General features: G+C 70.4%; 4 protein-coding genes and 2 pseudogenes. All 6 read right to left on the bottom strand.

Annotated features, from left to right (window positions below; genetic code table 11):
- Positions 1 to 65: 65 nt before the first annotated feature.
- Positions 66 to 475: pseudogene (locus U9980_RS16665) on the bottom strand (transposase family protein); the annotation flags it as partial.
- A gap of 32 nt (positions 476 to 507) precedes the next feature.
- Positions 508 to 885 carry a hypothetical protein gene (locus U9980_RS16660; protein ID WP_322768758.1) on the bottom strand — a complete coding sequence of 126 codons (378 nt, stop codon included), beginning with the start codon at positions 883 to 885 and terminating at the stop codon, positions 508 to 510.
- Positions 882 to 3,368 (bottom strand): site-specific integrase, encoded by a 2,487-nt coding sequence (locus U9980_RS16655; RefSeq protein WP_322768757.1) that lies wholly within the window; start codon positions 3,366 to 3,368, stop codon positions 882 to 884. The genes U9980_RS16660 and U9980_RS16655 overlap by 4 nt, the downstream gene beginning before the upstream one ends.
- Positions 3,365 to 4,612 (bottom strand): site-specific integrase, encoded by a 1,248-nt coding sequence (locus U9980_RS16650; protein WP_322768756.1) that lies wholly within the window; start codon positions 4,610 to 4,612, stop codon positions 3,365 to 3,367. The genes U9980_RS16655 and U9980_RS16650 overlap by 4 nt, the downstream gene beginning before the upstream one ends.
- Positions 4,613 to 4,691: 79 nt before the next feature.
- Positions 4,692 to 5,102, bottom strand: a pseudogene (locus U9980_RS16645) (IS5/IS1182 family transposase); the annotation flags it as partial.
- A gap of 255 nt (positions 5,103 to 5,357) precedes the next feature.
- Complete coding sequence (locus U9980_RS16640; protein ID WP_322768755.1) at positions 5,358 to 8,084, bottom strand: pPIWI_RE module domain-containing protein; 2,727 nt, start codon at positions 8,082 to 8,084, stop codon at positions 5,358 to 5,360.
- Positions 8,085 to 8,123: the final 39 nt, after the last annotated feature.

The following is an 8,123-nucleotide window of genomic DNA, read 5'->3' as shown; positions in this document are numbered from 1 at the left end:
TGAGCTTTTCCCCGTAACCGGTGGTTGCGGTGGGTAGTCACAATGGCGTGTGCCTGTGTTGGTCGTCAGGTGGTGCGACCGTGTTCGGTGTGGAGGACGACGAGGGCGGCTTTCACGATCAGGCCGATCTTCCAGGATCGAGGCTGACGTTCCGCAGGGCCTTGACGTGCTTCAGGAGGGCGTTCGCGCGTTCGCCGACGGCCCGCAGGGCGTTGTGGATCCGGTTGTGCCGTTTCTGGTCGTCGGGGAGGTCTCTGTTCTTGGCATTCTTGTACGGGACCGCGACCTGGCCTTGTAGCCCTTCGTAACCGAGGTCGGCGAGGACCTCGCCGCCGGCGTCGGTCCAGTCGGCGAGCACCGGCAGGGCGCCGGAGGCGCGCAAGGCGGTGCTGTCGTGCTCCCGGCCGGGCCGGACGTCGGAGACCCACAGCGGCCAGCCGTCGTCGGGGGCGGAGACGACCTGGACGTTGCCACCTTCTCTGAACTAACTACTCAGGGCAACAGCCACTACATTCTGTAGTCGACAACATGGAGGATGGCCTCGACCAGGATCCGGCTGTTGGTGTGGTCGAGGCTGGTGACGGCGTCGCCGAGGCTGATCGCCGCCCGGTCGGCGAGGCTGGCCGCGAGCCGTAACATGCGGCGCTCGCCAGCGGAGCAGGGCAGGCGACCGGTGTCGAGTGCGTAGAGCGCGGAGGGCCAGTCGATGGCTGCGACGCCGGCCGCGGGGTCGGTCACGTTTCGCGCCTCCGTGATGTGCCGGGTGAAGTCGGCGCGGTCGAGCCAGTGGGCATGGGCAGCGAGCAGGCCGACGGCGGCTTCCTCGGTGGGCAGGCCGGCAGCGCTGGCGCGCAGCATCTCAACGCGCTGGGCCGTGGTGGTCATCGGGCTCCTCCCGCGGCGGGGGTGACGGTGATCGTCCGGGTGGCGGTATCGCCGAAGGTGGGCATGCCGAGGTCGGCGGCGCCGCGTCGGCGGGCGTCGGCGAGTTCGAGTTGGGCGAGCTTGTTGTTGGCGGCAGCCAGGCTGACCTTGAGGCCCTCGACCTCGCCGGCCCAGCCCTTCTGCTCGGCCTCAGCGATTCGGGCGAGCAGGTTGTCACGGATCTCGACCAGACGACCGCGCTGGGCGGGGTCGACGCGCAGCATCGGGCAGCGGATGCAGCTGTGCTCGTGGCGGCAACTGGCGCCCCAAGCGCGGCCGCAGTCGCCGAGTTCGAGCCTGCGGCGCTCGAAATGGCCGAGGAACTCCTCCCATTCCTCGTCGGTCGGGGTGCGGTACTCGGCGGCAGGGCGCAGCTCGCGGCGGCGGGCAATGAACGCGCGGTGGCCGTTGATGGCTTCCTCGGGGTAGACGGCCTTGTAGCCCATCGTGGTGTTGATGTCCTTGTGCCCTATGATCAACTGGCAGATGTGCGGGGGCATCCCATTCATGATCGCTTCGGTCGCGAAGATCCGGCGGAAGTCATGCGGGGTGAACCGCAGGGGAACACCGGATGCGTCGGTCAGACCGGTGCCGGCGAGGGCGTCGGTGACCCACTCACGGATGGTCCCCGCGGGGATCGGGCGCTGATCGGCGCCGACGCATCGCTGGAACAGCACGGGCATCGGCGGGAGGAACGTGCGCTCGCCGCGGTCGTAGGCGATGACGAGCGGGACGGCGCCGTCGGCGTCACGGACACGGTGCAGGAGGGCCGCGAGCACGTCGGCGAGTTCGGGCGAGATGACAAGCAGACGCTCGATGTCGGTCTTGGACGGGGCGATGTGCAGCAGGGGGACGAGTTCCCCGGTGCTCGGGACGCGGTACTGGACCAAGCTGTGGTGCGAGAGTTCCGTCAGTTCCTCCACGCGGATTCCGGTAGCGCGCAGCACCTCGATGGCCGCCCAGGAGAAGAACGCGGCCTCCTCCGCGCGCGCCAGGTCGCGCAGTCGCCCGGTGTCGGGGTCGAGGGCCGTGACCCGGGCCGTGGTCCCGGGTTGCTGGGAGCGGCGCAGGGTGACGGCGCCGACGGTGAACACGGCGCCGGGCTCGGCCGCCGAGGCTCCGGTGAGCAGTGCCTGGGCATCCGCCAGCCGGCGAACCGCGGTGTCTGTCAGGGTGGGCAGGACGGGCAGCCGCTCGCGAGTCCGCTGGTCCATCCGTGACTGACGGTGCTGCCGCTCCTTCGCGACCGCCCGCCGGTCGACGCGGACGGGGCAGGGCACGGCCCACGGAACCCAGCGGGGGTCCTCGAGCGCCCAGTGGGCGATGTCCTCATAGAACGCGCGGATCGCAAGAAGGGCGTTCGTGGCGGACAACCGGGCGGCGGTGGCCGGCTCCCCGACGCTGGCAGCCAAGGGCAGCGTCCTGGTCATGACTCGCTGCTGCCAGGCGGCAGCCACGTCGGCGGGCAGGTGCAGCGAGTCGATGCCGGGGTTGTGGGTCTCTAGATCCTTCCAGAAGAGTTTGCCCAGGTAGTAGGCCAAGGCCCGCACCGTGGTGTGGTCGACGCCGGGGCGTCGTTCCTCGAGGTAGTCCACCAGCAGGTCGCGGACCGGGCGGCAGGCCAGCGCATACTGGTCGATCAGCTCGCCGGGCGAGAGTTGGCCTTGGAACAGCGGGTTGATCATGCGCAGCGTCGCGGGCGCCTCGGCGGGGAACAGCCCCATTCCGCGGAGGACCTGGTAGAAGCTGGTCCCGCTCTTCCGGCCGCCCTGGCTGGCGCTGATCCCGGAGCGGGTCTCGATCAGCTCGAGGCAGTCACCGACGGTGATGTCCGCAACGAGCCCGCCCTTGGCCGCGACCAGCACCGCGACCAGCTCGACCACGCCGCGCTGCCCGGTCAGGGCGAGACCACTGGCCGCGGCGCGCGCCCGCAGCTCCGCGAACCCCGCGGGGTCGCGCAGCCGGGATATCTCCACGGTTAGCGGGAACGAGACGGAGCACGACAGCAGCCAGGAAAGGCTCGGCCGCAGCGCATCCGCGTAGACCATCTGACCGAAGCCGTAGGTGATCGTTTCTTCGAGCCAGGACGCGCTCGCCGTCGCCCGGCCGGTGTCGACGAGCCACTGTGCGGCGCCGGGCCGCCAGGACAGCTGCCCGTCCTGCGAGGCGCCGCTGGCCTCCCAGCGCTGCTGCCAGGTGCCGCCCGGGAACTGCGAGAGCCAGTCGAGGAACCTGGCCAGTGCCCGCCTGCGCTGGGGGACCATGGTCGGCGCGCCGATCGTGAACGGCGGCGCGAGCAGCCGCGCCGTCAGCTCGTCGCGACCCAGGGCGGTGGCCTCCCAGCGGTCCGCCACCGGCCGCGGTGGGAACCGGTCAAGCAGATCCGCGGCGATCCCCGGCCGCGTCCGGGCCAGAGCCGCCGGGGCGGCCAGGCCAGCGCTCACCACGCCCGGCCGCCGAACAGCGCGTCTAGGCTCTCCGGCCGGTAGCCCGCCGTCGGCGGCGGGGCCGGCGGGACCTCGGCCCGGCGGCGGTGGTGGGCCAGCACGCTCTCGATCACGTCCTCGGCCGTCGGCCTCACGTAGATCTGCGTGGTGGTCAGGTGCGCGTGGCCGAGTACCCACTGCACATCGGTAAGCGGCATCAGCGGGTCACGGGCCATCCGGTAGGCCGCCGTGTGCCGCAAGGTGTGCAGCGTCCAGTTCGCTCCCAGCATCGTGTTCGCCCGGTCGAACATCGCCCGCGCCGCGTGGTAGCCCAGCGGGCGCAGCGGTCTCCGCCGCGTCCACCACACCGGGTCGTCCGGCCCGGCCGGGACCAGGCCGGCGGTCCCGGCCTGGTAGAGCCGCAGCCAGACGAACGCGTCCGGCGACGCCGGCAGCGGCTGGATTGCCCGGCTGCCCTTGCGCACCACCCGCACCGTCTGACAGCCCGGGTCGACATCAGCGACCCTCAGACCGAGCAACTCCGCCGCGCGCGCACCGGTCGAGACCCAGAACGCCACCAGCGCCCGGTCCCGGTCCGACCCCAGCCGCGCGAACAGCTCGTCGAAGATCCTGTCAGGGATCTGCCTGGGTACCCGTTCCGGCTGGCGCGGCCGGTAGAGCCCGGCCCGCTCGCGGGCGGACGGCTCCATCGGACTGCGGTGCGCATGCGCCCGCCGGCCCGGCCGGGCCAGCGGAAACGGGTTGCCCAACGGCCCCGACCCGGCCTGCAGGTGGTAGTCGTAGAACGTCCGAGCCACCGTCTCGGTGTGCGCCGCGGTTGCTACCGAGAACCCCCGCCCCGGCGAAGGCCGGCCCGTCACCGCGTTCACCGCGCCCGGCACCGCCGCCCCCGGCCCCGGGGCGACGCCCGTGCGCCAGTGCGCCCGCTCCGGTTTGTGCGCGATCCGCAGCCAGCGCATGAAGTCCCTGGCCTCAGCCCGGGTCGCCTGCTCCCACGACACCTCCACGGCCCACAGGAACCGGAACCAGCGCAGCAGGTCCATCCCGTACGACCGCTGCGTGCCTTCCGACAGCCCACGCCCCTGCAACTCCCGCAGGAACGCCGCAACCGCGCCGACCGGCTCGCCGCCGGGGTCGACCAGTTGGAACGGGTCGAACAGCGAGCCCGTCGCCCGCAGCGCCCCCACCGGCAGAACCCGTAACCCGGTCAGGTCCTCGCCGCTCCCGGTTGATCCATCCATGGCGAGCGACCATAAGGCGCCGAGAAGCCGATTGTCGCATCAGAAGATCGACGAGCCACGCTAGTTCAGTTAACAGTTCGTGGTTCCTGATTTTTCCGGACCACCACAGGTCCACGCCGCTGGTCGGGCCAGGGACGGAGACCCGGTCGGTCTCGACCACCGTGCCGTCGACGACCATGTGCTCGTAGCCGGCGGCCTTGGCCGCGAGCAGCGCGTTGCGCAGGTCGGGGGCCTGCCAGCCCAGCACCGCGACGCCCTCGTGCAGGCAGCGGTAGCCGACCGACTTGCTGACCTTGTGGTCGTCGCACAACTGTTTGACCCGTGTCCCATCGCAGAACCAGCGCAGGACGAACACGGCCTGTTCCCAGGGGGAGAGCTTACGGGTCCCCTCCCGGGTACCTTTCCGCTTGCGTTCCGCGACCAGCAGTACCGCCAGGCGCACGACAGTGTGATCGCCAAGGGGCAGCTCGGCGGTGTATGTGACACTCACAGGGACGTGGGGCCTCTCGGAAGTCGATCTGTAGGAAGACAACTTCCTACCGGGGCCCCGCGTTTCGTCTTTCGCCGCCCCGATCCCACAGCCGGGACTCTCCACAGCCAGTGACGCTCACGGAGCGTGGCAAACCGTTGCGGGGAATGGCTCACTTGCGGGCCCGTGACCTGCGCAGATACACCTTGTCGAGTCCGGCAGTCAGCATTCTCATTAGTACGTGCAGCCGCCGCTCCTGACCGGGCCGGCAGCGCTCTACTCGGCGGGCACGGTCGACTTGGTGGGGAGTACGTACTCCTCAGCCAGCTTCGCCAGGTGCAGGGGCAGCGGCCGGGAGAGCGGTTCGTAGTTGTCGTGGAAGCGCAGCTGGTGGGCCAACGCGGCCCACGCCGCGGGCTGGTCCGGGCCAACGTCGTCCCGCCCGGCGTCCGCGAGAGCCTTTTCGGACAGGCAACCGACGACCGTCAGCTCCAAGTACCGCGGGTTCCAGGCCGTCTTCGCTGGCCCGGTCGGCCAGTCCGGATGCGGGCCCAGTTTCAGCAGGCCTCGTTTGATGGCCTTCGCGCTGCTTGATGAGTCCGCGGTGCTCACGAAGACGCGGTTGTCCGTGTCCGCGCCCAGTGCGGCCCACAACCCGGCGGCGAAACCGACCCGGTCGTCGCCGGGCGCGTACCACTGCGGCACCTCCTCGCGGCCGTTGCTGTCCCGGGTCAGCACGAACCGCAGGTCGGGGCCGTAGGCAGCGAGTCGTTGGACGTCCGACCCGCTGAACCCGAGCATGTCGCGGACGAGCGAGTCGTTGCCGATCCACGGCCAGGAGCGGCGAAGGTTCCCAGCGTTCGCGAGCAGCAGCGTCGGCCGGTCGCGCGCCTGGTACAGCACTGATCTGACGAGCCGTTCGATCTCTTCGCACTGAACCGCGGTGACCGACGGTGTGGGTCGCGTGCCGACAGCGGCGCCGCCGTCCAGGCGGTCTGCCGACGCCTCGATTGCTCCGGCGACCATGTCAGCGTCCCGTGCGAGGTCGAGCAGCAGCACAGGGTAGGGAACCCATTCCTTGCGGGTGTCGTGCCACCCCCGCACTGGGTGTGCGGCGTCGCCAGGACGAACGCGAAGTGCAATCAGCTGGTTCCCGGCGCGCCGTGTCGGCCCGTCGGCGCGGCGACGCGCCACCCAGATAGCCAGGTACTGGAGGTCGCCGGGGAGAGCGTCGCCGACTCGATGCCGGGGAATGGTGATCGCTCCGAGTTGGCGGAACCCGTCGAGCCAGGCCGATTTCGCCCGGGTGTTGATCCCGACCTCCGTGTCGTCCGGGATCTGGATGAACTGACTGAGCCGGCCCGTATCCGCGAGGCCGAGTCGCAAGGCGAACTTCGGATCCGAATCCGGCTCACCGTTGAATCGGCCCTCGCCGGCTAGCTCGACGATCGCGAGGCCGACCCGCCCTGTCAGCTGGTCGAAGCGGGTGGCCACTGCGGTGCGGCGGGCCCGAATCGCCTCACCCAGCGCCGTGGCGCGGGACTGCTTCTCGCGACGTGAGATCTCGAGAGCGGAACCGATCGCCCCGAGTTCCGCGGTGCGGATGTGGACCCGCAGCTCGGCGAGCTGCCAGCGCTGGTCGGGGCCTTCGGTGACGACGTCGGCGGGGAACCCCAGCAGGTCGCGCAGGGTGTTCACCAGACCGTCCCGGGTTTCCGGGTACTGCCAGGCGATGTCGACGTCCAACGGTTGCCCGTCGAGGCTGGCGAGCAGCGCCTCTCGACGTGCCCGGGTCTCCTGTTGCCTCCGTGCGATCTCCTTCAGCGCGTCCCCGGTCTGGCCGCGGGGGAGCAGCGCCGGCTTGTTACCAGTGAATCCCCTCGCGAGAGCGGGTACGGGTCGGAACATCGGACGCAAGCCCTCCTCGACCCAGGCGTCAAGCCGAGCGCGCTCGGCCGGCATGAGCCCGGCGCCGACCGCGTGCGTGCCCATCGCTGTGCTGTGGATGATCCCGGCGGCAATCCCGCCCTGACCGCGGATCCAGTTCACCGGCGCCTCCCGCAGATCCGCTGCCCGGGGATAGGTCCGGACGATGTCGAGTTCGGGCAGGAGATCGACCGAGGCGCGCCCGTGCCAGTCGACCTGGCCGAGGCGAGGACTGAACGCCATCGTGTTGGCGATCAGCCGCGGCGTCGAGGCCGCGGCGTCCTGCATCCAGGGCAACTCGGCCTTGAAGAGCAAGGTCGCCTGCCGTCCCTGAGGAAGGAAGACGGGCGCGCCGGTCGCCCAGCGCCGAATTCCGGTCGAGAGGTGGAGACGGAAGCTCGGTGCGAAAGGGACAGTTCGCAGGGTGATGGTGACGACCGCGGAGTAGAACCAGGATCGGCCGGCCCGTTCGTATTCGAAAGGTGGCCAGGAGACCAGCTCCGCGAGCTGGTTGCCGACCACGACGCGGAAGTCGACGTCTCGCGCGACCCCGTCGGAACGGAATGGCCGCGCGGCGAGGCGGGCTGCGACGACCTCGGGCAGGAGGGCGTAGAGCTGCGGCGATGGCCGCGCGGTGCCGCCGGCGGTCACCGCGGAAGCGGTCAGATCCACCGACTCGACGGTCCACTCCGGTATGGTGTCGTGCATCGACGTGAGAACACGCAACATCGCCTCGTCGTGTTCGGGCTCCGGCCGTAGGGCCATCGCCCACGAGGTGACCAGCGGGGTGAGAACGGCCATCGGCGTTCCTTCCCGGGCGTAGACCCAGGGGACGCTCGCGTCGGAAGCCGCGCCACGGCCCGTCGCGACGACTCCGGGAGCAGCCGCGCGCAGTAGTGCGTTGAGCTGCCTGAGGGGAAGGTGTGCAGGCGTGTCACGATTCGGCTGGCCGGCCTGATAAAGTTCCGTGAGTTCGGTCCGCCACCGCTCGGCGAAGGTGAGGACCTGATAGTCCTCGACCCAGTGCCCGGCGGCCGGATCGGGTTCGTAGGCGGTCGGCCGAATCAACGGGTACATGTGGACGTCCTTTCAGAAGCCTGCTGGAGGCACCGGTTC

This window comes from Protofrankia sp. Cr1 (genome assembly GCF_963555865.1).
Taxonomy (GTDB): Bacteria; Actinomycetota; Actinomycetes; order Frankiales; family Frankiaceae; genus Protofrankia.
The sequence above is the reverse complement of the archived record's forward strand: the minus strand, read 5'-3'. Positions and strand labels throughout refer to the sequence as shown.